At 70.6% G+C, this 24,837-nt stretch carries 28 protein-coding genes; 18 read left to right on the top strand and 10 right to left on the bottom strand.

The annotated features are described in order from the left end of the window. The first annotated feature begins 2 nt into the window (after positions 1–2). Genes VFX14_19880 through VFX14_19940 form a run of 13 tightly spaced genes read left to right on the top strand, consistent with a single transcriptional unit; the run spans position 3 to position 11,420 of the window. A complete protein-coding gene (locus VFX14_19880) occupies positions 3–863 on the top strand; it encodes a xanthine dehydrogenase family protein subunit M (GenBank protein HEU5191956.1) in 861 nt (286 codons plus the stop codon). Further along, positions 864–1,340: a (2Fe-2S)-binding protein gene (locus tag VFX14_19885; GenBank protein ID HEU5191957.1), complete on the top strand. Its 477-nt coding sequence runs from the start codon at positions 864–866 to the stop codon at positions 1,338–1,340. 5 nt (positions 1,341–1,345) lie between these two features. Then, positions 1,346–3,646, top strand: a complete 2,301-nt coding sequence (locus tag VFX14_19890; protein HEU5191958.1) for a xanthine dehydrogenase family protein molybdopterin-binding subunit — start codon at positions 1,346–1,348, stop codon at positions 3,644–3,646. An 11-nt stretch (positions 3,647–3,657) separates the two neighbouring features. Continuing rightward, positions 3,658–3,906, top strand: coding sequence for a MoaD/ThiS family protein (locus VFX14_19895; protein HEU5191959.1), 249 nt, complete (start codon positions 3,658–3,660; stop codon positions 3,904–3,906). Positions 3,907–3,917: 11 nt separating this feature from the next. Continuing rightward, on the top strand, positions 3,918–4,958 hold the full coding sequence (locus tag VFX14_19900) for an aldo/keto reductase (GenBank protein ID HEU5191960.1): 1,041 nt from the start codon (positions 3,918–3,920) through the stop codon (positions 4,956–4,958). Positions 4,959–4,966: 8 nt separating this feature from the next. Next, the gene (locus tag VFX14_19905) at positions 4,967–6,013 is read left to right on the top strand and encodes an LLM class flavin-dependent oxidoreductase (protein ID HEU5191961.1); all 1,047 of its coding nucleotides are present in this window, start codon (positions 4,967–4,969) and stop codon (positions 6,011–6,013) included. Then, complete coding sequence (locus tag VFX14_19910) at positions 6,010–6,171, top strand: hypothetical protein (protein ID HEU5191962.1); 162 nt, start codon at positions 6,010–6,012, stop codon at positions 6,169–6,171. The genes VFX14_19905 and VFX14_19910 overlap by 4 nt, the downstream gene beginning before the upstream one ends. Before the next feature lie 30 nt (positions 6,172–6,201). Continuing rightward, positions 6,202–7,083, top strand: coding sequence for an ABC transporter substrate-binding protein (locus VFX14_19915; GenBank protein ID HEU5191963.1), 882 nt, complete (start codon positions 6,202–6,204; stop codon positions 7,081–7,083). Continuing rightward, complete coding sequence (locus tag VFX14_19920) at positions 7,070–7,831, top strand: ABC transporter permease (protein HEU5191964.1); 762 nt, start codon at positions 7,070–7,072, stop codon at positions 7,829–7,831. The genes VFX14_19915 and VFX14_19920 overlap by 14 nt, the downstream gene beginning before the upstream one ends. Positions 7,832–7,837: 6 nt before the next feature. Beyond that, a complete protein-coding gene (locus VFX14_19925; GenBank protein ID HEU5191965.1) occupies positions 7,838–8,584 on the top strand; it encodes an ABC transporter ATP-binding protein in 747 nt (248 codons plus the stop codon). Next, a complete protein-coding gene (locus tag VFX14_19930; GenBank protein HEU5191966.1) occupies positions 8,581–9,591 on the top strand; it encodes an SCO family protein in 1,011 nt (336 codons plus the stop codon). The genes VFX14_19925 and VFX14_19930 overlap by 4 nt, the downstream gene beginning before the upstream one ends. Beyond that, entirely contained in the window at positions 9,588–10,019 is a 432-nt protein-coding gene (locus VFX14_19935) for a hypothetical protein (GenBank protein HEU5191967.1), read from the top strand. Before VFX14_19930 ends, VFX14_19935 begins: the two co-directional genes overlap by 4 nt. A gap of 27 nt (positions 10,020–10,046) precedes the next feature. Then, positions 10,047–11,420, top strand: a complete 1,374-nt coding sequence (locus VFX14_19940) for an adenylosuccinate lyase family protein (protein ID HEU5191968.1) — start codon at positions 10,047–10,049, stop codon at positions 11,418–11,420. Here VFX14_19940 and VFX14_19945 read toward each other — a convergent pair. The 3 genes from VFX14_19945 to VFX14_19955 are packed head-to-tail and all read right to left on the bottom strand — an operon-like array spanning position 11,392 to position 14,144. After that, positions 11,392–12,159: a glucose 1-dehydrogenase gene (locus VFX14_19945; protein ID HEU5191969.1), complete on the bottom strand. Its 768-nt coding sequence runs from the start codon at positions 12,157–12,159 to the stop codon at positions 11,392–11,394. The two genes, VFX14_19940 and VFX14_19945, sit on opposite strands and share 29 nt — an antisense overlap. A 28-nt stretch (positions 12,160–12,187) precedes the next feature. Continuing rightward, the gene (locus VFX14_19950) at positions 12,188–13,276 is read right to left on the bottom strand and encodes an ABC transporter ATP-binding protein (GenBank protein ID HEU5191970.1); all 1,089 of its coding nucleotides are present in this window, start codon (positions 13,274–13,276) and stop codon (positions 12,188–12,190) included. Next, positions 13,263–14,144, bottom strand: a complete 882-nt coding sequence (locus VFX14_19955) for an N-formylglutamate amidohydrolase (protein HEU5191971.1) — start codon at positions 14,142–14,144, stop codon at positions 13,263–13,265. Before VFX14_19955 ends, VFX14_19950 begins: the two co-directional genes overlap by 14 nt. 45 nt (positions 14,145–14,189) lie before the next feature. Between VFX14_19955 and VFX14_19960 the strand changes: the two genes are divergently transcribed. From VFX14_19960 to VFX14_19975, 4 genes are read left to right on the top strand one after another with little or no spacing between them, the layout of a single operon-like run. After that, the gene (locus tag VFX14_19960) at positions 14,190–15,083 is read left to right on the top strand and encodes a polysaccharide deacetylase family protein (GenBank protein HEU5191972.1); all 894 of its coding nucleotides are present in this window, start codon (positions 14,190–14,192) and stop codon (positions 15,081–15,083) included. A gap of 30 nt (positions 15,084–15,113) precedes the next feature. Further along, complete coding sequence (locus tag VFX14_19965) at positions 15,114–15,986, top strand: LLM class F420-dependent oxidoreductase (protein HEU5191973.1); 873 nt, start codon at positions 15,114–15,116, stop codon at positions 15,984–15,986. Beyond that, the gene (locus tag VFX14_19970; protein ID HEU5191974.1) at positions 15,986–16,372 is read left to right on the top strand and encodes a RidA family protein; all 387 of its coding nucleotides are present in this window, start codon (positions 15,986–15,988) and stop codon (positions 16,370–16,372) included. Before VFX14_19965 ends, VFX14_19970 begins: the two co-directional genes overlap by 1 nt. A gap of 10 nt (positions 16,373–16,382) precedes the next feature. Further along, positions 16,383–17,561 (top strand): hypothetical protein, encoded by a 1,179-nt coding sequence (locus tag VFX14_19975; protein HEU5191975.1) that lies wholly within the window; start codon positions 16,383–16,385, stop codon positions 17,559–17,561. Positions 17,562–17,573: 12 nt separating this feature from the next. Here VFX14_19975 and VFX14_19980 read toward each other — a convergent pair whose 3' ends face one another. Genes VFX14_19980 through VFX14_20010 form a run of 7 tightly spaced genes read right to left on the bottom strand, consistent with a single transcriptional unit; the run spans position 17,574 to position 23,649 of the window. Further along, positions 17,574–18,224: a DsbA family oxidoreductase gene (locus VFX14_19980; GenBank protein HEU5191976.1), complete on the bottom strand. Its 651-nt coding sequence runs from the start codon at positions 18,222–18,224 to the stop codon at positions 17,574–17,576. Positions 18,225–18,241: 17 nt separating this feature from the next. Further along, entirely contained in the window at positions 18,242–19,195 is a 954-nt protein-coding gene (locus VFX14_19985) for a peptidyl-alpha-hydroxyglycine alpha-amidating lyase family protein (GenBank protein HEU5191977.1), read from the bottom strand. Positions 19,196–19,199: 4 nt separating this feature from the next. Continuing rightward, positions 19,200–20,180, bottom strand: a complete 981-nt coding sequence (locus tag VFX14_19990; GenBank protein HEU5191978.1) for an ABC transporter substrate-binding protein — start codon at positions 20,178–20,180, stop codon at positions 19,200–19,202. Positions 20,181–20,205: 25 nt separating this feature from the next. Then, positions 20,206–20,979, bottom strand: coding sequence for a selenium cofactor biosynthesis protein YqeC (gene yqeC, locus VFX14_19995; GenBank protein HEU5191979.1), 774 nt, complete (start codon positions 20,977–20,979; stop codon positions 20,206–20,208). Then, entirely contained in the window at positions 20,976–21,965 is a 990-nt protein-coding gene (locus VFX14_20000) for an ABC transporter substrate-binding protein (GenBank protein ID HEU5191980.1), read from the bottom strand. Before VFX14_20000 ends, yqeC begins: the two co-directional genes overlap by 4 nt. Before the next feature lie 6 nt (positions 21,966–21,971). After that, positions 21,972–22,730, bottom strand: a complete 759-nt coding sequence (locus VFX14_20005) for an aldolase/citrate lyase family protein (GenBank protein ID HEU5191981.1) — start codon at positions 22,728–22,730, stop codon at positions 21,972–21,974. Between the two features lies 1 nt (position 22,731). Then, the gene (locus tag VFX14_20010) at positions 22,732–23,649 is read right to left on the bottom strand and encodes a LysR family transcriptional regulator (protein ID HEU5191982.1); all 918 of its coding nucleotides are present in this window, start codon (positions 23,647–23,649) and stop codon (positions 22,732–22,734) included. 99 nt (positions 23,650–23,748) lie between these two features. On the opposite strand from VFX14_20010, the gene VFX14_20015 reads away from it, so the two are divergent. Continuing rightward, positions 23,749–24,837, top strand: a 1,089-nt coding sequence (locus VFX14_20015) for a 3-isopropylmalate dehydratase large subunit (GenBank protein ID HEU5191983.1), incomplete at its 3' end; no start/stop codon positions are given.

Raw genomic sequence — 24,837 nt, forward strand, 5'->3', positions numbered from 1 at the left:
ACATGCGCTATGAGGCACCTGAATCGCTCGAGGGGGCAGTCGCCCTCCTCGCGGGCGCGAAGGGCGAGGCCCGGGTTCTGGCGGGAGGCACCGACCTCCTTGTCCAGATGCGGGCCGACATCCTCGAGCCCGATCTGATCGTCGACATCAAGAAGATCCCCGAGACGCGCGCAATCACCGAGGAAAACGGCGGCTGGCGCATCGGAGCCGCCGTCACCGGCGCCGAGCTGAAGGAGCACCCGCGGCTCAAGAAGGTGTGGCCGGGCGTGATCGAGGCCGCCAACCTCATCGGCTCGACGCAGGTGCAGGGCCGCGCCACGATGGGCGGCAACCTCTGCAACGGCTCGCCCGCCGCGGACAGCGTGCCGGCGCTCATCGCCGCGGGCGCCATCGCCACGCTGGCGGGGCCGAACGGAAAGCGCGATCTGCCGGTCGAGGACGTGATGCTCGGGCCCCGGAAGCTCGCCCTGCAGAAGGGCGAGATCGTGGCCTCGTTCCTCCTGCCTCCGCGGCCCCCGCGCTCGAGCGACGCATATCTCCGCTTCATCCCCCGCACCGAGATGGACATCGCGGTGGTGGGGGCGGGCGTGAGCCTGACGGTGGACGGGGCGGGCACGATCACGGCGGCGCGCGTGTCGCTGGGCGCGGTGGCCGCGCGCGTGCTGCTCGTGGCCGAGGCGGCGCAGGCCATCATCGGGAGCCGGCTCGACAAGCCGGCGCAGGACCGGCTGGAGGCGGCCGCGCAGGCCGCGTGCCGGCCCATCGACGACAAGCGGGGTACCGTGGAGTTCCGAATTCAGGTCGCGGGCGTGCTGGCGCGCAGGGCCGCCTTGATCGCGCTCGACCGTGCGAGGAATAGCTAGATGGCCAAGCATCATGTCGAGGCGATCGTGAACGGCGATCCGGTGGAGTTCCTCTGCGAGACGGAGGAGACCCTGCTGGACGTGCTGCGTGACACGCTCAATCTGACCGGAAGCAAGGAAGGCTGCGCCTCCGGTGACTGCGGCGCGTGCAGCGTCATGCTGGACGGGCGGCTGGTGTGCTCGTGCCTGGTCCTGGGCGCGGAGATGAACGGAAGAAAAGTCGACACCATCGAGGGGATGGCCACCGGCGAGAAGCTCCATCCTCTCCAGCAGGAGTTCCTCAAGCACGCGGCGCTCCAGTGCGGGATCTGCACCCCGGGCGTGCTGGTGGCGGCGAAGGCCCTGCTCGATCGGAACACGGACCCCAGCGAGACCGAAGTGCGGTACTGGCTGGCCGGCAACCTCTGCCGGTGCACGGGGTACGACAAGATCGTGACCGCGGTGATGGACACCGCCGCGTCGATGAGAAAGGGATAGGGGACATGGCCGAGACCAACGGACACGCCAACGGGACCAACGGTCAGCACGCGGTCGGCACCCGCAACATCCGTCCAGACGGGGTGGACAAGGTTACCGGGCGCGCGCGCTTCGGCGCCGACTACAATCTGCCCGGTCAGCTCGTCGGGCGCGTGCTGCGCAGCCCGCACCCGCACGCGCGCATCGTCTCCATCGACACCACGAAGGCGGAGGCCCTGCCCGGCGTCAAGGCCGTCATCACCCGGGACGACTTTCCGGATCAGTCGTCGGAGTTCATCCCCGCCGGCGAGATGATGATGAACTACAAGGACGTGGTGCGGAACGTCATGGCCCGCGAGAAGGCGCTCTACGAGGGCCACGCGGTGGCCGCGGTGGCGGCCACCAGCGTCGCCATCGCCCGCCGGGCCCTCAAGCTCATCGCCGTGAAGTACGAGGTGCTGCCCCATGTGATCGACGTGGTGGCGGCCATGGCCCCCAACGCGCCCCTGCTCCACGACGATCTCTTCACCGCGGGCGTCGAGCCCAAGCCGGACAAGCCCTCCAACGTCGCCAAGCGCGTCGAGATCAAGCTGGGCGACGTGGACGCGGGCTTCGCCAAGGCCGACCTCGTCGTCGACCGCGAGTTCAAGACCGCCCCGGTCCATCAGGGCTATATCGAGCCGCATGCCGCGCTGGCCACCGTCTCCGAGGACGGCACCACCGAGTGCTGGACCACGACGCAGGGCCACTACATCGTGCGCGCACACTGCGCGCGCCTCCTGGGTCTCGACATCGGCAAGGTGCGCGTCACCGCCACCGAGATCGGGGGCGGATTCGGGGGCAAGACGGTCGTGTACCTCGAGCCCCTCGCCATCGCGCTGTCGAAGAAGGCCAAGCGGCCCGTGAAGATGGTGATGTCGCGCGAGGAGGTGTTCAAGGCCTCCGGACCCACCTCGGGCGCCACCGTCCGGGTCAAGCTGGGCGCCACCAAGGATGGCAAGTTCGTGGCCGCCTTCGCCGAGCTCAAGTATCAGGCGGGGGCCTTCCAGGGCTCGCCCGTGCAGCCCGGCGTGATGTGCGCCTACGCGCCCTACGACATCGAGAACGTCCACGTGATCGGCTACGACGTGGTGTCCAATCGCCCGAAGGTCGCGGCCTATCGCGCCCCCGGCGCGCCCATCTCGGAGTATGCGGTCGAGAGCGTGGTGGACGAGATCGCCAAGAAGCTCGGCGTCGATCCGATCCAGCTCCGCATGATGAACGCCGCCCGCGAGGGCACCAAGGCGGCTTATGGCCCCAAGTTCGGGCCCATCGGCCTCGAGGAGACGCTCAACTCCATCAAGAAGACCGAGCACTGGAACACGCCCCTCCGGAAGTGGCAGGGTCGCGGGGTCGCCTCCGGCTTCTGGTTCAACATCGGCGGCGAGACCTGCGTGTCGCTCACGGTGAACGAGGACGGCACGGTCTCGCTCATGGCGGGGACGCCGGATATCGGCGGGCTGCGCGCGTCGCTGGCCGCGGTGGCCGCGGACGAGCTGGGCGTGCCCTACGACAAGGTACGGCCCATCATCGGCGACACCGGCTCGCTCGGCTTCAACTTCCTCACCGGCGGCAGCCGCTCGGCGTTCTCCGGGTCCATGGCCATCGTGGAGGCGGCCAAGCTGATCAAGGCCGATCTCATCGCGCGGGCCTGCAAGCTCTGGGAGGCCAAGCCGGAGCAGGTCGAGTGGAAGGATGGAGCAGTCCGGCCGCTCGGCGCCCTCGCCGAGAAGGTGAAGCCCATGACCGTCGTGGACTTCGCCAAGGTGGCGGGCAAGACCGGCGGCCCCATCGCCGGCCTGGGCCGCATCAACGCCCAGGGCGCGGGCCCGAGCTTCGGCACCCACCTGGTCGATCTGGAGGTGGACCCCGAGACCGGGCGCGTCACCATCCTCCGCTACACGGTGGCTCAGGACGCGGGCAAGGCGCTCCACCCCGCCTATGTCGAGGGCCAGTATCAGGGCGGCGCCGTCCAGGGCATCGGCTGGGCGCTCAACGAGGAGTACATCTACGGGGAGGACGGCAAGCTCCAGAACGCGGGCTTCCTCGACTACCGCATGCCGGTGGCCTCCGACGTGCCGATGATCGACACCGTGCTCGTGGAGGTCGGCAATCCCAAGCATCCATACGGGGTGCGGGGCGTCGGCGAGACGCCCATCGTGCCGCCGCTCGGGGCCATCGCCAACGCGATGGAGAACGCGACCGGGATCCGGTTCACCGAGCTGCCGATGTCACCGCCCAAGGTGCTCAAGGCGCTCAAGGACAAGGGTCTCAACAAGGTTTCGTAAGGGCGCCAGGCATGGCGCGCGTGGTGCTGATCGGCAACCTCGCGCAGCTGACGGGGGGCGTCGCCGAGTTCGAGCTCTCGGCGACGTCCGTCAAGCAGCTCTTCGAGCAGCTCGCCACCCTGCACCCCGCCATCGAGCCCCATCTCGAGCAGGGCGTGGCCGTGGCCATCGACGGCCAGATCGTGCAGGAGGCGCTCTTCGAGCCGATCGGCCCGCGGAGCGAAGTGTTCATCATGCCCGCGATCGCGGGCGGCTGCTGAGGGCTGCCGGCATGCGCTACCGTCCGTTCGGTCGTACCGGCTTGAAGGTCTCCGCGGTGGGATTCGGCTGCTGGCCCATGGCCGGCGACCGCTACGGCGCGATCGAGGATGACCAGGCCGTCAAGGCCATCCATCGCGCGCTCGATCGCGGGGTGAACTGCGTGGACACCGCCCCCGCCTACGGCGCCGGCCACTCCGAAGAGGTGGTCGCCCGCGCCCTCGAGGGCAAGCGGAAGGACGTCACCCTCGTCACCAAGTGCGGGGTGAAGGCGCCGCCCCCGGGCCAGCTCGGGCCGCTGCGCGACGCGAGCCGCACGAACATCCTCCGCGAGGTCGACGCCAGCCTGCAGCGCCTGCGCACCGACTGGGTGGACGTGCTGCTCGTGCACTGGCCGGACGCCCAGACGCCGTTCGAGGAGAGCATGCGCGCGCTGGAGGAGGTCGTGGCGACAGGGCGCGCCCGCTTCGTGGGCGTGTCGAACTTCACCGGCGCCATGCTCCGCGAGTGCCTCGGCACGCGCCGGGTGGACGTCTCACAGGTGGGCTATCACATGTTCGACCGCCGCCAGGAGACCGAGACCTTCCCGCTGTGTCGCGAGGAGGGGATCGCCGTGATGGGCTACGGCTCGCTGGGCCACGGCCTCCTCACCGGCGCCTTCTCGTCCGACACGGCCTTCGATCTCAAGAACGACTGGCGTGGGGGCGGCGTGGCCTTCGGCCAGCCCATCTTCCGCCGCGAGAACTTCGTGGCGAATCTGGGCGTGGTGGAGCGTCTGCGCCGCGAGGTGGCGGCGCCGCGTGGCGTGCCGCTCTCCCACATCGCGCTCGCCTGGGTCCTCGCCAATCCGGCCGTCAGCACCGCGCTGGTGGGCGCGCGCACGCCCGCCGAGGTGGACGCCAACGACGCCGGCGCCGAGCTGACGCTGACCAAGGACGAGCTCGCAACCATCGACACGATCCTCGCCGGAGTGGCGGGCCGGGTGCGCGAGTTCACGCCGCTGCGCCCCGCCATGGAGCCGTGGGGCGAGGAGATTCCCGCCCCGCGCGCCTAGAGCCCGCCGTGCACGTCGGGATCTTCATCGAGGAGCTGCGCCAGGGGGCGAGCCAGGCCGAGGCCTTCCGCGACATCTTCGAGCTGGCCGACCGGTGCGAAGCCTGGGGTGTGCCGTGCGTGTGGCTCGGCGAGATTCACTTCACGCCCACGCGCTCGGTGATCTCGGCTTCCCTCCAGGTCGCGAGCGCCATCGCCGCGCGCACTCGCCGCCTCCGCGTCGGCACGGCCGTGCAGGTGCTGCCGCTGAATCACCCCCTGCGCATCGCCGAGGAAGCGGCCACCGTCGACCAGATCAGCGGGGGGCGCTTCGAGTTCGGCATCGGGCGCAGCGGCGTGGTGCGCACCTACGACGTCTATGGCGTCCGCTACGCGGAGAGCCAGGCGCGCTTCCGCGAGGCGCTGGACATCATACGCCTCGCCTGGCGGGGCGAGCCCTTCAGCTACGAGGGCGAGTTCTACCGCGTGCAGGGCGCGGTGGTGGTGCCGCGCCCCGTGCAGCAGCCGCATCCGCCCATTCGCATGGCCACGACCAGCGACGAGACGTTCCCGGCCGCCGGGCGCATGGGCCTGCCGATCTTCGTGGGCCTGCGCACCACCGAGCTCGACGATCTCCAGCAGCAGCTCGCCCCTTATCGAGAGGCCTGGCGTGAATCGGGCCATCCGGGGAACGGAAGCGTCTACCTCCGCATCCCCGTCTACGTCTCGCCCACGGCGGAAGGCGCGCGCGAGGAGCCGCGCGCGAGCATGTCGGCCTTCTTCGCGCGCCAGACCGAGCTGGCCCGCGCGGCGGTGGGCCGCGCCGGCGCGGGCCCGGCCGACAAGCGGCGCATGCAGGCCGAGCGCATGGCGAATCTCACCTACCAGGACGTCCTGGCCCGCAAGGTCGTGTTCGGCACCGCGCCTGCTGTCGTCGACCGGTTGAAGCAGCTCGCGGCCGAGCTGGGCCTCGACGGCATCATCGCCGAGCCGAATCCGGGCGGGCTGATCCCGGCGGAGCTCGAGACGCGCAGCCTGCGCCTCCTCACTCACGACGTGATTCCCGCGCTGGCGTGAGCCCGATGGCGCGGCCGAGCATCGGGCGCGTCCTCGCCCTGGTCGCCGCGTGGGTGGTGGCCATCACCGTCCTGCACGTCGCGATCAATCACCGGCCCGCCCTCGCGCCGCGTGCCGAGGCCCGGACGCTCGCGGTCGGCGGCCTCCCCGTCACGTGAAACCTCACCCTGCCGATCGCCAGTGTGGCGATGTCGCGGGACGCGGAGGGGCGCTCGGTGGTCGACGTGACCCTCGCCGACTCCATCGCCGAGTACCAGAAGTACAGCGGCTGGCCGGAGCTCAAGGAGTCGTTCATGGCCGGCAAGGTGCGCGCCGCGTATCTGCTCGCGCCCATGGTCATGGACCTGGTGGAGAGCGGCGTCCGGGCCAAGATCGTCTCGCTGGGCCATCGCTCGGGCGCCGTCATCATGGTGCGCACGGACTCGCCGGCCCGGAGCTTCCGCGACCTGCGCGGCAAGCGCGTCGCCATCCCCAGCCGCTTCGCAGTGGACCATCTCTTCGTGCGCCGCATGCTCAAGGAAAACGGCATGACCGTGCGTGACGTCGAGCTGGTGGAGATGGCGCCGCCCGACATGCCGGCCGCCCTCTACGCGCGGCAGGTGGACGCCTACGCCACCGGCGAGCCCTTCGGCGCGGTGGCGGAAGTCGGAGGCTACGCGCGCATCCTCTACATGACGCGCGACAAGTGGCCCACCTACGTGTGCTGCGTCCTCACCGTGCACCAGGACCTGATCGACCGCGACCCTGCCACCGTCCAGCAGATCGTGAACCACGTCCTGTCCGCTGGGGCATGGCTCGAGACCGCTCAGGCCAACCGTGATCTCGCCGCCGATCTCGCCGCCGGGCCAGGCGTCTTCAATCAGCGGGCGGACATTCTGAAGCATGTGCTGTCGAATCCCCGCGATCGCGTGACCTATGCCGATCTCCGCCTGGTCCGCGCGGAGCTGGACGATCTCATGGAGGCCTCGCTCGAGGCCGGCATCATCCGCCAGCGCATCCCCTACGAGCGCTACGTGGACGACTCGTTCCAGCGCAATGCCCGCCCGGTGGACATCCGTGTCGCGCGCTAGCCTGCGGGGGCTCACCGCCGCGGCGCCCGTCCTCGCGCTGCTCGTGATCTGGCACCTGGCGGTGGTTGCGAGCGGGAGCCTCATCTTCCCCACTCCCGTCCAGGTCGCGGTGGGGCTGATCGATCTCGCCCGCCAGGGGCTCTTGCTCAAGCACGTGGTGGCGTCGCTGTTTCGCGTGACGGTGGGTTATCTCCTCGCGGTGGCGCTGGCGGTGCCCGTCGGCATGCTGATGGGCTGGTTTGCGAGCGTGCATACGTTCCTCAACCCGCTGGTGCAAGGGCTGCGCCCGATCTCGCCCATCGCCTGGATCCCGCTCGCCATCCTCTGGTTCGGCGTGGGCGATCTCTCCCCGATCTTCCTGATCTTCCTCTCGTCGTTCTTCCCCATGGTGGTGGGGACGGCGGCCGGGGTGATGACGATCGACGCAAAGTACCTCCGCGCCGCTCGGAACTTCGAGTTCTCCGGGCTGCGGCTCTTCCGCTCCGTCGTCCTGCCCGCCGCCCTGCCCCAGATCGTCACGGGCATGCGCATCGGCCTCGGCGTCGCGTGGCTCGTGGTGGTGGCCGCCGAGATGATCGCGGTGAGCTCGGGCCTGGGCTATCTCATCATCGACTCGCGGAACGCCGGCAATCGCTACGACCTGGTCGTCGCCGGCATGCTCGTGATCGGGGCGGTGGGCTTCGCCCTGGACATCGTCATGCGCCGGCTCGAGCGGCTCGACGAGGTGCGCTGGCGTTATGAGAGCTGACACCCGGTGACGCCCAAGATCGACGTGCGCGGGCTCACCAAGACCTTCCATCCCCGCGGCGGCCCGGTGCCCGTCCTCGACGGCGTCAGCTTCACGGTGGGCGACGGCGAGTTCGTGGCCATCGTCGGGCCCTCCGGCTGCGGGAAATCGACGCTCTTGAGCCTGCTGGCCGGCTTCGAGACGCCGGACGCGGGCGAGACGCGCGTGGACAACCGACCCGTGAGCGAGCCCCGGCGCGAGGCGATCTTCATCTTCCAGCAGCCGTCCTTGTTCCCGTGGCTCGACCTCGCCGACAACATCGTCTTCGGGCTCGACAGGGAGGCCGCGGCGGCGCGCCGCGCGCGCGCCGCCCACTACATCGAGCTCGTCGGGCTCCAGGGGTTCGAGCACGCCTTTCCCCGCGAGCTGTCCGGCGGCATGCAGCAGCGCGCGGAGCTGGCGCGGGCCCTCATCGTGAAGCCGGAGATCCTCTATCTCGACGAGCCCTTCGGCGCGCTGGACGCGCTGACCCGGCTGCGCATGCGCGCGGAGCTCTCGCGGATCCTTTCCGAGGAACGGCACACCGTGCTGCTCGTGACCCATGACGTGGAGGAGGCGCTGCAGCTCGCCGACCGCGTGCTGGTGCTCTCCCCCCGCCCCGCGCGCGTGCAGCACGTGATCGAGGTGAAGCAGCCGCGCCCGCGCACCCTGTCGGATCCGGAGCTGGCGACGATGAAGACCGCGCTCCTGCGCGAGCTGGGCGTGGCGCCGTGAGGGGGCTCCGCCGCGGCGCCGCCCTGACCCTGACCGCCCTCGTGCTCACGGGGTCGGCGCCGGGCGCGCCCGCGCAGGCCGCGTCCACCCCCGCGTTCCGCAGCGGCGCCTTCGATCCGCCGCGTCCCGCGCCCGAGTTCACCCTGCCCGCGGCGGGCGGCGGCGAGTTCCAGCTTCGCCGCCAGCAGGGCAAGGTCGTGGTGCTCACGTTCGGCTACTCGAGCTGCCCCGACGTCTGCCCCACCGTGCTGGCCGAGCTGGCCCAGGTGCGCGTACGCCTGGGCGCGGCCGCGAAGCGGGTGCAGGTGGTCTACGTGAGCGTCGACCCCGAGCGCGACACGCCCGCGCGCCTGCGCGCCTTCACCGAGCAGTTCGACAAGACCTTCGTCGGCCTCACCGGTCCCGCCGCCGAGCTCGCCGCGGTGTGGAAGGCGTACGGCGTGTCGGTGGTGCGGAAGGATCTCCCCGGCAGCACGCCCCCGACCTATCTCGTGCACCACGCCGCCTCCGTGTTCCTCATCGACGCGGCCGGGCGGCTGCGCGTGATGGCTCCGTTCGGCACACCCTCGGAGGACGTGCTCCACGACGTCCGCCTCCTCCTCGCCGACGCGGCCGAGGCCGACCAGGACGCGCCCGTCCTCGTCGAGAAGGCCTGGGTGCGGCGCGCCGCCGTCATGCCCGACGCCAGGCCGGGCGCGCCCAGCACCGCGGCGGGTTACGCCCTCCTGCGCAATCGCGGCAAGTCGGCGGATGCGCTGATCGGCGCGAGCGCGGACGCCGCGGAGCGGGTGGAGGTGCACGAGACGCGGAACATGTCCGGGATGATGATGATGGAGAAGGTGGACAAGGTGGCGCTGCCCGCGGGCCGCCGCGTCGAGCTCAAGCCCGGCGCGTATCACCTCATGCTGATCGGGCTCAAGCGCCCGCTCACGCCGGGCCAGTCCGTGGAGCTCACGCTCGAGTTCGAGCGCGCGGGCAAGATCACGACCCGCGCCGAGGTGCGATGACCCGGCGCGTGGTGGCGGTCGCGGCCGCCCTGGCCGTGGCCATCCTGGGCCTGGCCGGCCTCGCCTGGGCGGCCTTCGCCCCCATGCCGGAGCGCGGCGCCGCCCTCACGTTCGTGATCCCGCCGGGCACAGCGGCGCGGCTCAAGGCCGGTGAGCCCCTGAGCGTGCTGCCCTCGCCCGTCCACCTGGCCGTCGGCGTGCGCGACGTCCTCGTGCTCACCAACGACGACGAGGTCGCGCATCAGGTCGGCCCGATCATCCTCGGCTCGCGGCAGACCTATCGCATCCCCTTCCGCCGCCCCGGCACGTTCAAGTACAACTGCTCCCTCCACACCACGGGCACGCTGACCCTCGTCATCGACCCGCCGCCGGCGCCCGGCCTCGAGCGGCTGCGCTGGCGGCTGGCCTCACTCGTCACCTCCTCGTAGCGCCCCCGCGGGCGCGGAGACCCCGTCATGCAGGACGAGCCGACTTCCCTTCGCATCCCCGATCCCGGCGTGCGGGCGCTCTTCACGGAGCCTGCGCGCTTTCAATCGTGGCTGGACGTCGAAGCGGCGCTGGCGCGGGCGCAGGCCGAGCTCGGCATCATCCCCGAGGCGGCCGCGCGGGAGATCGTCGCGAAGGCGCAGCTCCGCCTCCTCGACATGGATGCGGTGCGGGCGGGGCTCGCGAAGACAGGGCATCCCCTCGTGCCGCTCGTCTGGGCGCTCGACAAGGCGTGCGCGGGCGACGCCGGCGGGTACGTCCACTGGGGCGCCACCACCCAGAACGTCACGCAGACGGGCCAGCTCCTCCAGGCGCGTCGCGCGCACGAGATCTTCCTGGGCCAGCTCGCCGCCCTCCTCACCACGCTGGCCGACCTGGCCGAGCGCAGCAAGGACATGCTCCTGCCCGGCCGCACCCACGGCCAGCACGCCGTACCCGCGACGTTCGGGTTCAAGGTCGCGGTGTGGATCGACGAGCTGGGGCGTCACGTGGAGCGCCTCGTCGGCTGCGAGAGCCGCGTGTTCGTGGTGATGCTGGGCGGCGGCGCGGGGACGCTCGCCTCGCTGGGCGAGCTCGGCCTCGCCACCCAGGCCAGGATGGGCCCCATGCTCGGGCTCGAGCCGATGCCGGTGCCCGCCCGCACCATCGGCGACCATCAGGCGGAGTACGTGTGCCTCCTCGGCATGCTCGCCGCCACCTGCAGCAAGATCGGCCGCGAGATCTACACGCTGATGAAGCAGGAGTTCGGCGAGGTGGAGGAGCCGGTGCCCGCGGGCACCGTAGGCAGCAGCACGATGCCGCAGAAGCGGAACCCCAAGCTCTCGCAGGACATCATCGCCGCCGCCGCGCAGATCCGCGCACTGGTGCCGCTCGCGCTGGAGGCGATGCAGACCGAGCACGAGGCGGATCGCACCACAAGCATCATGATGAGCCGCGCGCTGGTGGGCGCGTGCGAGCTGACCGGCGACATGCTCGCGCGCATGGTCGCCCTCTTCGAGGGCCTTCAGCTCTTCCCCGCCCGCATGCGCGAGAACCTCGACCTCTCCGGCGGGCTCATCATGGCGGAGGCCCTGATGCTGGAGCTGGGCAAGCAGATCGGCCGGCAGCGGGCCCACGACGCGGTCTACGACGCCGCCCAGGGCGCGGTCACCGAGTCGCGGCCGTTCCGCGAGATGCTGGCCGCGGATCCCCACGTGCGGGAGCGGCTCGGCGCCGCCCAGGTCGAGACGCTGCTCGACCCCGCGCGCTACACCGGGCTCTGCCGCCAGTTCGCCGAGCGCGGCGCGGCGCGCGCATGGGCGCTCGCCGCGTCCCTCACTGCGCCATCGCGCCGCCGTCGATGAGGATCTCGCTGCCCGTCATGTAGGCCGACTCGTCGGAGGCGAGGTAGAGGACCAGGCTCACCATCTCGGCCACCGTGCCCATGCGCCCCAGGGGGATACGCGCGAGCCGCCGCGCCAGCTGCTCTTTGTCTCGGAAGGCGGCGTGGAACATCTCGGTATCCACCGGGCCCGGGTGCACGGAGTTGCAGCGGATGCCGTCCTTGGCGTGCTGGGCCGCCGTCACCTTGGTGAAAATGCGGACGGCGCCCTTGCTGGCCGCGTAGGCCGGCTCCTGCTGGAGCGACTGACCGATGCCCGCGATCGAGGAGATGTTCACGATGGAGCCGCCGCCGGCCCGGCGCATGGCGGGGATGGCGTGCTTGGTGCCGAGGAACACGCCCTTGGCGTTCACCGCCATCACCCGGTCCCACTCCGCCTCCGTGCGCTCCTCGATGGGCACGCGGTTGATCACGATGGCGGCGTTGTTGATGAGGATGTCGAGCTTGCCGTAGCGGTCCACGGTGGCGCGCACCGCCTTCTCCCAATCGGCCTCGCGCGTCACGTCGAGGTGCACGTAGGTGGCCTCACCGCCCTTGGCGCGAATGGCCGCCTCGACCTGCTGTCCCTCCGCGTCCAGGATGTCGCCGAAGACGACCTTCGCGCCTTCCTTCGTGAACGTCTCCGCCTCGGCCGCGCCCTGGCCGCGCGCGCCTCCGCTGATCAACGCGACCTTGCCGGCGAGCCGTCCTCCGTCGGGCATCGTGGGATCCTCCCTCGTGGGGTATGGGCTACGCGGCCATCGGGTGGCTCGACAGCCGGCGGCCGGATTCGCGCTCGAAGACGTGATAGCGCCGGAAGCTCAGCCACACGGGGTCCCCGGCGGCATACGGCGCGGTGCCGGGCGCCAGCGCGTGCACCTCATGCTCGCCGACCCGCATCGTGAGCAGGGTGGAGTCGCCCAGCGGGTAGCGGACCGCCTCGGCCACGCGCGCGGCCACGGCGCCGGCGGTGCGCTCACGCGCCACCGTCACATCCTCGGGGCGCACCCCGATCAGCACGCGCTCGCCGCCCGCCCCGTCGGGGAGCGCGGCGCCGCCCAGCAGGCTGATGGGCGGCGCGCCCACGTGGAGGTTCAGGAAGCCCGCGACGAAGGCACTCACCGGCGAGTCGTAGATCTCCCGCGCCGTCCCGACCTGGGCGATGCGTCCCTGGTCCATCACCGCAATGAGGTCGGCCAGGATCAGCGCCTCGTGGTGGTCGTGGGTCACGTAGACGGTGGTGATGTCGAACTGCCGCAGCAGGGCCTTGAGGTTCACGCGGTACTTCTCGCGCAGCGCCTGGTCGAGGTTCGCGAAGGGCTCGTCCACCAGGAACAGCGCGGCATCCCGCGTGATGCAGCGGCCCAGCGCCACTCGCTGCTTCTCCCCGCCGGACAGAGTCGGCGGCATGCGGTCGAGGAGATGCGCCAGCTCCACGCCCATCAGCTCGCTGGTACGCTGGTACTTGGCGCGCTTCACCGCGTCCATCTCGGGCGTCTTCTTCCGGAAGAGAAAATAGGACAGCACGTTGGTCCGCGCCGTCACGTGCGGGTAGAGCGCATAGTTCTGGAACACCATGCCGATGCGCCGGTCGCCCGGGCGCACGTCGCTCACGTCGACGTCGTCGTAGCGCACGTGGCCCGAGTCCGGCCGGATCAGGCCCGCGATGATCTTGAGCAGGGTGGTCTTGCCGCACCCGCTCGGCCCCAGCACGACCATGGTCTTGCCGTGGGGCACGCGGAGCGAGAGGTCCTGGATGGCGAAGGTGGACGGGCGCCCCGCGCCCGCGCCGGGATCTCGGAGCGTCTTGCAGACGTCCACCAGGTCAATGCGCGCCACGGCGGGTCTCCTCCGGGGCCGCGTGACAGGCGGCCACGACCGCCGGCAGCGCGTCCAGCGCCTCGCCCAGGCATTGCCGCAACCGGACGAAGGTCGCCTCCGCCCTCTCGGGAACGCCGCCCCGTGAGATGTGGGCGATCAGCTCCTCGCGGCTCATGGTGATGAGGAGCGCCGAGTTGATCTCGATTTGCAGGGCATGGACGCGCCGGTCGCCCGGTTGGCCGAAGGTCGCGACGATGTTGCCGCCGGTGTAGCCCGAGACGTCGCGGTGCACCTCGAAGCCGTGGCGCGTGAAGGCCTGGGCCACGGTGTCCACGATCGCGCGTCCGCACGTCGTCTCGTGGCGCGTCCCCAGGATGACCTGATGGTCCTTCATGCGCCGCGGGCTGCCCGTGTGCCCGTCGATGAGGAGGGCGTGGCCGTAGTCGTCACGGAGTCCATCCAGCAACGACCCCAGCATCGCGTAGTAGGGATCGTAGAGGGCCTGCAGCCGCGTCTCCAGCTCGTCGAGGCCCAGGGGACGGGCGAAGATCGGCACCTCCTTCATGGTGTGGGTGCGCACCACGCCGCGGCGGGAGCGCACCTCGCCGTCCCGGTGCTCGTAGTCGTCGCGCCGGCGGTTCACGTCCACGAACATGCGCGAGAACGGCGTGGCGAGCACGGTGGCGCCGCGCTCGTGGAGATTGCCGTACACGTCACTGGCGAAGAGATCGGCGAAGCCGTAGGCGAAGGTCTCGAACCACGGCTCGCCGTAGTGCTCGCGGGTGATGTGCGGCAGGGGCTGCGTCCCGTAGTGCGGCACGCTCACCAGGATGGGCGCGCGGGCGCCGGCGGCGGGATGCCGGACGATGGGATAGCTGTCGGTCATCGCCTGGATGCTATACGATACCGGGCCGGGAGGGCCACCACCGCCATGTTGCCCGGCCACGGCCGCTACGACTACTCCAGCATCGTCTCGCGCCCCGACTACAGCTGGCCCGGCGGCCGCCGGCTCGCCGTCTACGTCGCCCTCAACATCGAAGCGTTCGGCTTCGGCGTGGGCAAGGGCGCGGCCATCGCCCCGCCCGACCAGGCGCAGAGTCACAGCGTCTATTCCTGGCGCGACTACGGCAATCGCGTGGGGATCTGGCGCCTCTTCGAGCTGCTGGACGAGCTGGGGCTGCCCGCCGAGGCCCAGATCAACACCGCGGTCTACGAGGGGGCGCCCGACATCCCCGGGCGCCTGCGCGCGCGCGGCGACGAGATCCTCGGCCACGGCGTCACCAACTCCGACGAGCAGGGGCATCTCTCCGAGACCGCGGAGCGGGCGCTGATCGAGGACGTCACCGCCACCATCGCGCGCCACGAAGGGAAGCCGCCGGCGGGCTGGATGAGCCCGTGGCTCTCCAATAGCGCCGTGACCATGGATCTCCTCCAGGAGGCGGGCTACCGCTACGTGATGGACTGGACCATGGACGATCAGCCCATCTGGTTGAAAACCCGTAAAGGCCGCATCCTCTCGCTCCCCTACCCCATCGAGGTCAACGACACGCGCGGCATCGTCTGGTACCGTTACACGTCCGAGGAGTTCGCGGAGATGATCGTGGACCAGTTCGACGAGATGCTGGCGCAGTCGGCGCGCCAGCCCCTGGTGTGCCCCATTTCCCTGCACCCGTTCGTCATCGGGCGGCCGTATCGCATCCGCCGGCTGCGTCGCGCGCTCCAGCACATCCTGGCCCACCGCGACCGGGTGTGGATCACGCGGCCTCGCGACATCTGCGCCCACATCGAGTCGCTGCCGCCGGGCGTGGTCCCGGGCAGCAAGTGAATCATCGCCACTGAACCGAGGAGGTCATCCATGAAGATCGGTGTGGTGCTGCCGCAGACCGAGATCGGCAACGACCCCGGCGCCATCAAGGCCTATGCCGAGGCCGTCGAGGGCATGGGCTTCACCCATGCGCTCGTCTTCGACCACGTGCTGGGCGCCAATCCCGAGCGGCCCGGCGGGTGGAAGGGCCCGTACACGTATCGCCATGCCTTCCACGAGCCCTTCGTGCTCTTCGGCTTCCTCGCCGCGGCCACGCGCCGGCTCGAGCTCGTCACGGGCATTTTGATCCTGCCGCAGCGCCAGACCGCCCTGGTGGCCAAGCAGGCGGCAGCGGTGGACGTGCTCTCTGGCGGGCGCCTGCGCCTCGGGGTAGGTGTGGGCTGGAACGCGGTGGAGTTCGAGGCGCTCGGCGAGAACTTCCACAACCGCGGCCGGCGGGTGGAGGAGCAGGTGGAGGTGATGCGGGCGCTCTGGACGCGCGAGCTCGTGACCTACAAGGGCGCGTTCCACCAGGTCCCCGACGCCGGGCTCAATCCCCTGCCCGTGCAGCGCCCCATCCCGATCTGGATGGGCGGCGAGAGCGAGCCCGTGCAGAAGCGCATGGCCCGGCTGGCCGACGGCTGGATGCCGCACTTCCGCGCGGGCGACGCGGGCCAGGCCGCGGTCGACCGGATCCACAGCCTGATCCGCGACGCCGGCCGCGATCCGGCGACGTTCGGCGTCGAGGGACGCATGACGCTGTCCCAGATCCCGGGGGGCGACTGGGCCAAGGAGCTGGAGGCCTGGCGCGCGATGCGCGGCATCTCGCATCTCTGCGTGCATACCGCCGGCATGGGCCTCGGCTCGCCGGACGAGCACGTGAAGACGCTGCGCCGCTTCCGCGAGACGGTGGGGCTCCGCTGATGCCCCGCAAGGAGATCGTCAAGGTCGAGATCGGCCAGCCGAACCCGAATCTCTCCCTCGCCACGAAGTTCGGCAATCTCGTGTTCGTCTCCGGCCAGACCGGCCGCCATCCCGTCAGCGGCCAGGTGGGCAAGGACGTGCGCGAGCAGACCCGCTTCATCCTCGAGCGCATCAAGGTGATCCTCGAGGCGGCCGGCACCTCGCTCGACAACGTGTTGAGCGCGATGACCCACGTCACCCGGCGCGAGGACGTGCCCGCCTACAACGAGGAGTGGGCGAAGTACTTCCCCGGGAACAAGCCCGCCCGCACCACCGTCACGGTGGCTTCGCTGAACCAGCCCGAGCTGGTGATCGAGATCACGGTGATCGCCTGCATCCCGAGCTGACCGCGGCCCGGTGACGGACTCCGCGTCGACGAGCGCGTGGCGGGCCATCGCCGCCGCCACCGCGCTCAACGCGCCGCTGGGCTCGATCTACGCTTACAGCGTCCTCCTCAAGCCGCTGGAGTCGCTGCTCGGGCTCTCCCGCGCGGACCTCGCCTTCGTCTTTGCGGTGGCGGCCAGCGTGTTCGCCGTCGGGATGAACGTGACGCCCTTCACCTTCGGGCGCGCCTCTGCGCCGGTGCTGGTGCTCGCCTGCGCGGCGCTGGGCGCCGGCGGCGTCGCGGTCGCCGCCAGCGCGACCGGCCTGCGCCAGCTCGCCTTCGGCTACGGGGCGCTCTTCGGCGCCGGCGTCGGCGCCGCGTACGTGCTCCTCCAGCAGATCGTGAACCTCGCGGTGAAGTCCCGTCACGGCCTCGTCAACGGCTATCTCGTGAGCCTGCTACCCCTGGGGGCCATGCTCAGCGCGCCCGTCTTCGGGTGGGCCATTCCCGCGATCGGCGTCCGCGCGGCTCTCGGCTGGTTCGCCGCGATCCTCGCGGCGCTGGGCCTCCTGAGCGCGTGGCTCACCTGGCGCTCGGGCGTGTCGCTGGCATCGGCCACCACGCGCGTGCGCATGACCGTCGCCGAGCGCCGCACCGGCGTCTTCTGGCGGCTCTGGCTGGTGTTCTTCCTCGCCGCCTCCGCGGGGCTCATGGTCCTGAGCCAGGGCGCAGGGATGATCGCGGCCTATGGCGGCGCCGCGATGCTGGCGGTCTACGGCACCACGCTGATCACCGCCGTGGTCGCCGCCGCGCGCATCAGCGGGGGCTGGATGGTGGACGCGCTCGCCATCCCGACGGTGGCGGCGGGCGCCCACGCAGTCTCCCTCGCGGGCGCCCTCGTGCTCATCGCCTGGCCCGGGCCCGGCGTGGCGGTGCTCGCGCTGACGCTGGTGGGGCTCGGCTACGGGCTCATCTCCGGCATCACCGCCGGCGGCATCGCCGTCTACTGGCCGCGCGCGTTCTACGGCCGCATCGCGAGCCGCCTCTACATCGCGTGGTCCGCCGCGGCTATCGTGCTGCCGATCGTCGCGGGCCGGCTCTACGACCTGACCCAGGGTTACGGCACCGCGATGGTGATCGCGGCGGTCGGCAATGTCCTGGGCATCCTGATCTCGCTCGGGCTGCCGCGACGCCCGCCCGAGCAGGCGTAGCGGCGCCCCCGGCTACTTTTCCTCGTCCTCCGCGTCGTCCTCGCCGTCCTCGTCGCGAGCGCCCTTCTCCACGAGCTGCTCCAGCGTCTCGTAGGGATGGGCGCCGACCACGCCGTAGCGGCCCACGACGAAGGTGGGCACGCCGGTGACGCCGAACTGGCGTGAGAGCGTCCAGTCCTCGTCGACCGCCGCCTTGAACGTGCGCTGCTCCAGGACCTCCCGCGCCTTCTCCACCGAGAGGCCGACCTTGCCCACGATGTCGAGGAGCACCTCGGGGCTGGAGATGTCGCGCGCGTCCACGAAGTAGGCGCGGAACATGGCGTCGTGGAACGCGTCGCCGCCGCCGGGCTGGGTGTCCGCCCACTTGCCCAGCTCCTGGGCGAGCCGGCTGTTGTAGGTCATCGTGCGCTCGCCGTAGGGCAGGCCTTCGGCGTCCATGCGGACCTTCATCTGCGCGTGCATGGCCTTGCGGTCGACGCCGCGTCCCTTGAACAGCTCCTCCAGCGACTGGCCTTCCGGCGGCGTCTCGGGATGCAGGGGGAAATGCACCCACTCGACCTTCACGCCATGCTCCTTCTTGAGCTTCTCAATACGCACGGTACTGAGATAGCACCAGGGTCAGACGTAGTCGGAGAAGATCCTCATCGTCACGGGCTGGGTCATGTCGGGCCTCCTGGCCTTCAGTGTACCTTGACGAGCTTCTGCAGCGACCGCAGGCCGGGCGGGATCGGGCCGCGCCGGCCCCAGTTGGTGTACGAGACCTCGCCCACGTAGATGTCGCCGCGCGAGTCCACCGCGAGGCCGTGCGGCGAAATGAACTGCCCCGGCTCGAGCCCGGCGGGGCGCTGGCCGAGGCGCGCCAGCAGCTCGCCCTTGGCGGTGTAGATGCTGACGCGTGGGCCGATGTTGGGCATATCCTGGTTCACCGCCACGCCGCCGCCGATCTCGCCCACGTAGAAGCGCGGCTCGCCGCCGCGTGCGAGATGAAGGCCCGAGGGCCGGTGCATGTTCACCCACTGCGTCTCGAAGCGTCCGTTGCCGTCGAACACCTGCACGCGGTGGTTCTCCCGATCGGCCACGTACACCCAGCCGTCGGCATCGCAGGCGATGTTGTGAGGAATGTTGAACTGGCCGGGATCGGTGCCGGCTTCGCCCCACGACCGCAGCAGCTTGCCGTCCGGGGAATACTTGTGCACGCGCGCGTTCCCGTAGCCGTCGGAGACGTAGAGCTCGCCCTTCGGCGAGAGCGCTGTGTGCGTGCAACGGTGAAACGGCTCGCCGCTCAGGTAGGCCGCCGGCTTGCCGGGCACGCCGAGGGTCAGCAGTACCTTGCCGTCGAGAGTGCAGTGGCGCACGGTGTGGTCCCCGTCGTCGGTGAGCCAGAGCGTGTCGTCCGGCGCCATATGCACGCCGTGCGCCCGCCTGAACACGCCCTCGCCCCAGGAGCGAAGGAAGTTGCCGTCGCGGTCCAGCACCATCATGGGATGCGCGCCACGATTGAAGCAGTAGACGCGATCCTGCGCGTCGATGCCCACGGCGGCCACGTCGGCGTTGAACTCGTACCCGGGCGGCAGCTTCGCCCAGTCGGAGACGACCTCGTAGCGGTGGACGCCCGTCCCCAAGATCACCGCCATGGGCTCATGCCCCCTTGAGAAAGTCCGCGAAGTACTCTTCCGGCGTGATGAGCCGGCTGGTCAGCCCGAGCTTGAAGGCCTCTTCGGCGAACATCTCGATCTGCTTCCGGTTCTTCTCGTAGCCGTGCGGGTGGAAGTCCTCGCCCATCACCGCGTCGGTGTGCTCGAGCTCGGCCTCCGTCCACGGCGTGGCGTAGGGGAAGCCGCGCTGCGACGCGGTGAAGCTGTCATTCGCGGCGATGAAGGCGTCGGTGAGGCTCTTGGCGATCCAGCGATTGGCGTCCCAGGCCTCGCGCCGCAGGATGATCAGGTGCTGAGGCGGGAAGGCGCCGGTCTTGGTGTAGTACTCGCTCTCGATCGCGCGGAAGTCGGGAAAGAGCCGGACGATGGGCCCCCGTGTGGGGTGGAAGCGCGCCGGGCGCGGCGGGCTGTAGATCGCCTCGAGCTCGCCGGCGATCAGGAGATCGGACAGCGAGCGTCCGGCCGGCGGCGTGCGGAGGCCCGCGGGCAGCCCGGCCGCATCCATGGGCTGGGCCGACCACGGCGTGTCGATGTCCCCCACCCACCACTCGACCTTGGCGGGGTCGATCCCGACATAGCGGAGAAAGTGCCGGTACCAGAGCGAGCCGCTGGCGCTCCAGCTGTACATGCCGATGCGCTTGCCCTGCAGATCCTCGGGGCGGCGCACCGGGCCGCCCTGCCGCACGTAGAGATCGCGCGCGGTGAAGTTCCGCAGGGGGAACACGGGCAGGCCCACGAAGCGATGGTCGCCCTTGTCGATCCGGTAGAGGTATTGCGCCATCGACCACTCGCCGCCCTGCACTGCCGGGTCCGACACCGCGCGGCTGATCATGTCCGCGCGCGCGGGCCACGAGCCCCGGCTTCCCAGCACCATGGTCAGCGCGATCCCCTCGGGCTTCACCTCGCCGGTGGCGAGGGGCATGATCCGCGCGTAGTCGCCGCACGTCAGCGTGATGGGCAGCATCGGGGCCTCCCGGTCAGGGTTGCAGTCATCGAGCGAAGACCTCCAGGACAGGCTGCTCTTCCCGTAAAGTCGTCAGAAGCACGGCTTCGATGGCGGGCTCGCGCAGCAGCCGCTCGGCGGTATCGCGGGCCGGCGCGCGGTCGTCGAGGGTCTCCACCTTGTTGACGACGACGATGAGCCGCGCGGCGGGGGGCACGCCCTTGCGGCCGCCGTCCGGGTGCGCGAGCACGCGCGCCACGACCTCCGGCGTCACCGTCGCCCCGGGGCGCGCCCCGCTGAGCAGGCTCACGCGCTCCGGCCGGTGCACGTGCTCGGCATCCAGCGGCGCGCCCAGGACGTCGGCCCCGACCACCAGCAGCACCAGGGTGGTCTCGACGGGAATCACCGGCTCGTGCTCGGCCGGGGCCTTGAACGGATGCATGCGCGAGCCGTCGGCCTCGGTGAGGAGGCAGGCGTCGGGGCACCAGGCGCGCAGCTCGTGGAAGCGCCCACGAGAGATGCCGGCGGTGCGCTTCGTCTCGGGGTTCGTGGGACCGGTGATGAGGACGTGGCGATGCTCGTCCAGCGCGGCCTGCAGGCGCCGGCGCGTGACCTCCGCGTCGAGAAGATGCGCGGGCGCCAGGGCGAGTTGCGAGGCGAAGATGTGCGTGGTCGTCGTCGTAATCGCGCGCCCGCCGCCCTCCGTCACCTCGCGCGCCAGTCGGAACATCGCGGCGCTCTTCCCCCCGCCGCCCACGATGCCCACGGCCTCGTCGCGCTTGAGACCCAGCGCGGCGCTCAGCGGCTGCCGGGCCGTCACTGGACCACCTGGTCCGCCCGCATGAGCACCGGATGGGGAACCGTTAGGCCGATCTCCTTGGCGGTTTTGAGATTGATGGCGAAATGCAAGCGATCCATCTGCTCCACCGGAATGTCGCCGGGCACAGTGCCCTTGAGCACCCGCTGGACATGCTTGGCCGCGAGCTTGCCGACCGCGCGAAAGCTGATGCCGTAGCTGGCGAGCGCCCCCCGGGCGACGGTCGACGTGTCCGTGAACATCGTGGCGAATCGCTTTTCCCGTGCGGTCTCGATGATCATGTCGACCTGGCTCGTCACCATCGCGTCCGGCACATAGAACAGCGCCTCGACCTCACCCGGCTTGATCGCACGCACCGCCGTACGCAGCTCGTCCGGCGTGGCGACACGACGCTCGATCAGCTGCACCTTGAGCTGCTGGGCCGCCTCCTGCGCGGAGGCGAAGGCCTTCACGGCGATCGAATTGCCTGGATTGTACGGGGTGAAGACGCGCGCGAGCTTCGGCATGATCGCCTTGAGCAGCTCCAGTCGCTTCGCGGTGACGTCGGCCTGTCGGCCAAAGACCCCGGTCAGCCGCCCGCCGGGTTTCCGGAAGCTCGCCACGAGACCGGACTCGACCGGATCCGTGCCCGCGTAGAAGACGATGGGCACGCGGCTCGTGGCTTTCTTGACGGCCAGCGCGGTGGAGGAGGACACGGCGAAGATCAGGTCGACCTTGTCGGCCTCGAGCTGGCGCGCGGCGGCCTCCACCACCGTGATGACTCCCTTGGCGTCGGTCACCTTGAGGGCGTAGTGCTTCCCCTCCTCGAGCCCGCCTTCACGGAGCCCCTCGCGCAGCCCCTCGATCGCCTCCGAGTACGGGCCGCCCTGCTCCACCACTCCGATGCGATAGACACGCGCGCCTTGCGCGCCGGCCGGAGGGGCGACGAGGGAGAGGGCGAGCAGGGCGAGACCCGTCGCGAGCAGCGCGGCCAGGCGCGCCCGGCGCATGGAGCGTTACCCCTTGGCCCCCTTTGCCGCGCGCTCCGCCAGGTCCTTGAGCCCGGCCTGAATCCAGGGGAAGAACGGCGTCATCACCGCGCGCACGCCGAGCTTGGTGTAGCGCTCGACGTTGCCCAGGTTCACCAGCGTGCCCGCGACGCGGCCGGCCCTGACGATGGTGCCGATGGCGTCGTCGATCGCCTTCTGCACGTCGGGATGCGTCATCTGGCCGATGTGGCCCATGGAGGCGGCGAGGTCGCCGGGCGCCACGAAGAACACGTCGATGTGCTCGACCTTGACGATCTCGTCGAGGGCCTTCACCGCGGCGATGTCCTCGATCAGGATCATGAGCGCGCTCTGGTCGTTGGCGGTCTTGAGATAGTCCTCCACGCCGAAGCCCTGACGGCTCGTGAACATGCCGCGCTTCCCCACCGGCGCGAACTTGGCCGCCTCCACGACGGCTTCCGCTTCCCGCCGGTTGTTCACGTGCGGGACGACGATCGCCTGGGCGCCGCGGTCCAGCGTGCGATAGATGGTGGCGTAGTCGTTGTCCTGCACGCGCACCACCGAGGTCTTGCCCCAGATATCGCAGGCGCGGGTGAGGTTGCCGAGATCGGCGAAGTCCACGCCCCCGTGCTCGCCTTCCAGCCAGATGCCGTCCACGTCCAGCGTGCCGAGCTGATCGATCAGGTCGGGCTCGTTGGTGCCGGCGACGATGGTGGCCACCTGGCCGGCGGCCAGCCGCTCCTTCACGCGATTGGGTCGGATTCTCATGTCAGGCCTCCTTGGCACCGCGGATTCTAGCACCGGCGCGCTTGCCCGCGGCGGCAAGGAGATCGGCCAGGCGGGCCAGCGCCGGCGGCCGGCGCGCCGCCGCGCGCCACACCAGCAACACCGGCAGGGCAGGCACGCGCGCGGGCTCGGTCACCACGCGGCCGGCCGGCGCTTCCGCCAGCGCCAGCGCGGGCACGAGCCCGATGCCGAGCCCGCCGGAGACGTACGAGAGGAGCAGCGACACGCTCGGCACGTCGATGGTCGAGACGGGCCGGAGGCGGTGGTCCGCGAGATACTGGTCCAGCAGGGCCCGCCCGCGGCTCTCCGCGGCCAGACGTAGCACGGGCTCGCGCGCGAGCCGCTCGGTCAGCGGCGCGCGGTCGCGCCGGCCCCGCCGGGGCCCCACCCACACGAACGGCTGGTCGAAGAGATGCCGGTCCTCGAGCCCGCGCGGCACCTCCTGCCCCGTCACCACCGCGAGGTCCACGTCGCCCGCGGCCACGAGCCGCACGCCCGCGCGCGAGTGCGTGGTGACGATCTCGAAGCGCATGGGTGGGTCCTCGTCGAGGAGATCGCGGAGCACGGGCGCGAGGAGCCCCTTGCCGAGATAGTCGCTGACCGCCATCCGGATGGTCACCGCCGAGCGCCCGGCGAGCCCCGCGAGCTGGCCGAAGGCCGCTTCCGCTTCCGCCCACAGGGCGCGGAGCACGGGCACCGCCGCTTCCCCCGCGGCGGAGAGGCGCACGCCGCGCCCCGCGCGCTCGAAGAGCTTCACGCCGAAGTGGGCCTCGAGCCGCCGGATCTGCTGGCTCACCGCCGAGGAGGTGATGTGGCGCTGGCGGGCCGCGGCCGCCACCGAGCCGGTGCGCACGACCGCGAGCAGGGTCTCCAGCGCGGGGAAGAGGGCGGCGTCAATCATTGACTGTTAATCGGAGCTTATCATTCCACGAAGAACCTTTCACTGGACTACACGGTATGGCTGGGGCACCATGGCCTCCCCCGAAGGAGGAGGCGCCACATGGCACGCACGCTGCTCGACAAGGTGTGGGAAGCGCACACGGTGCGGACGCTGCCGTCCGGCCAGACCCAGCTCCTGATCGGTCTCCACCTCATCCACGAGGTGACGACGCCGCAGGCCTTCCAGATGCTGAAGGAGCTCAAGCTCAAGGTGCGCATGCCCGAGCGCACCTTCGGCACGCTCGACCACATCATCCCGACGACGGACCAGGCGCGGCCCTACGCCGATCCCATGGCGGAGGACATGGCCGCGCACATGTACAAGAACATGAAGGACTTCAACCTGAACCTCTTCGACATGGCCACGGGCAAGCAGGGCATCGTGCACGTGATCGGGCCCGAGCAGGGCCTCACCCAGCCCGGCATGACCATCGCGTGCGGCGACAGCCACACGTCCACGCACGGCGCCGTCGGCGCCATCGCCTTCGGGATCGGGACCACGCAGGTGCGCGACGTGCTCGCCACGCAGTGCCTCAGCATGGCCAAGCCCAAGCTCCGCCAGGTGCGCGTGGAGGGCGCCCTCGCCAAGGGCGTCTACGCCAAGGACGTGATCCTCGCCATCATCAATCAGCTCGGCGTGAAGGGTGGCGTGGGCTTCGCTTACGAGTACGCGGGGCCCGTGATCGACCGCATGACGATGGAGGAGCGCCTGACCGTCTGCAACATGTCCATCGAGGGCGGCGCGCGCTTCGGCTACGTCAACCCCGACCAGACCACCATCGACTACCTCCGCGGCAAGCCCTACGCGCCGCAGGGCACGGCGTTCGACCGGGCCGTCACGTGGTGGAAGAGCGTCGCGACCGAACCCGGCGCGTCGTTCGACGACGTGAAGACGATCGACGGTGCGTCCATCGAGCCGGTCGTCACGTGGGGCATCAACCCCGGCATGTCGATCGGCGTGAGCCAGCGCATCCCGGCGCCGGACGCGGCGCCCGAGGCGGACCGCCCGACGTTCCGGGAGGCGCTCGCCCACATGGGCTTCTCGGCGGGGCAGACGATCAAGGGCGCGAAGATCGACGTGGCGTTCGTCGGGTCGTGCACCAACGGCCGGCTCTCGGACCTCCGCGCCGCCGCCGAGGTCGCGCGGAAG

This window comes from Candidatus Methylomirabilota bacterium (assembly GCA_035764725.1).
Classification (GTDB): domain Bacteria; phylum Methylomirabilota; class Methylomirabilia; order Rokubacteriales; family CSP1-6; genus DASRWT01.